Origin of the sequence: Streptomyces sp. NRRL S-495 (genome assembly GCF_000966955.1) — a bacterium.
Lineage (GTDB): Bacteria > Actinomycetota > Actinomycetes > Streptomycetales > Streptomycetaceae > Kitasatospora > Kitasatospora purpeofusca.
Genome location: NZ_JZWY01000343.1, coordinates 1 through 318 on the forward strand (window position 1 = coordinate 1; position 318 = coordinate 318).

Below are 318 nucleotides of genomic sequence, written 5' to 3' on the forward strand. Positions count from 1 at the left end.
GTGTATAAGAGACAGGGAGTACACGGACGGGCCCCCGCCCGTGACCTGGTCGGACAGCGTCTACGTCAGCTGGTTCCAGTACGGGTACCTGGTGCAGACCGTGTCCGTGCTCGTCCTGCCGTTCACCGTGGCACGGAACGACCGGTGGCACTGGCTGTCGCTGGCGGCCGTGCTCACCTGCGGCTGGCAGCTGGCCGGTGTGCTCGGCAGCACCGTCTTCCACACCACTCCCGCCCCCTTCCTGGGCCCGCTCGCCGGGGTCCTCGCGCTGGTCGGCTGGCTGCTCGGCCGCCGGAAGGCACCCCGCGCCGCGTAGCA

General features: G+C 70.8%; 1 protein-coding gene. It reads left to right on the forward strand.

The window, feature by feature from the left end:
• A partial coding sequence (locus VR45_RS18375; RefSeq protein WP_234326033.1) for a hypothetical protein occupies positions 1 to 316 on the forward strand: 316 nt, incomplete at its 5' end.
• Positions 317 to 318 lie beyond the last annotated feature (2 nt).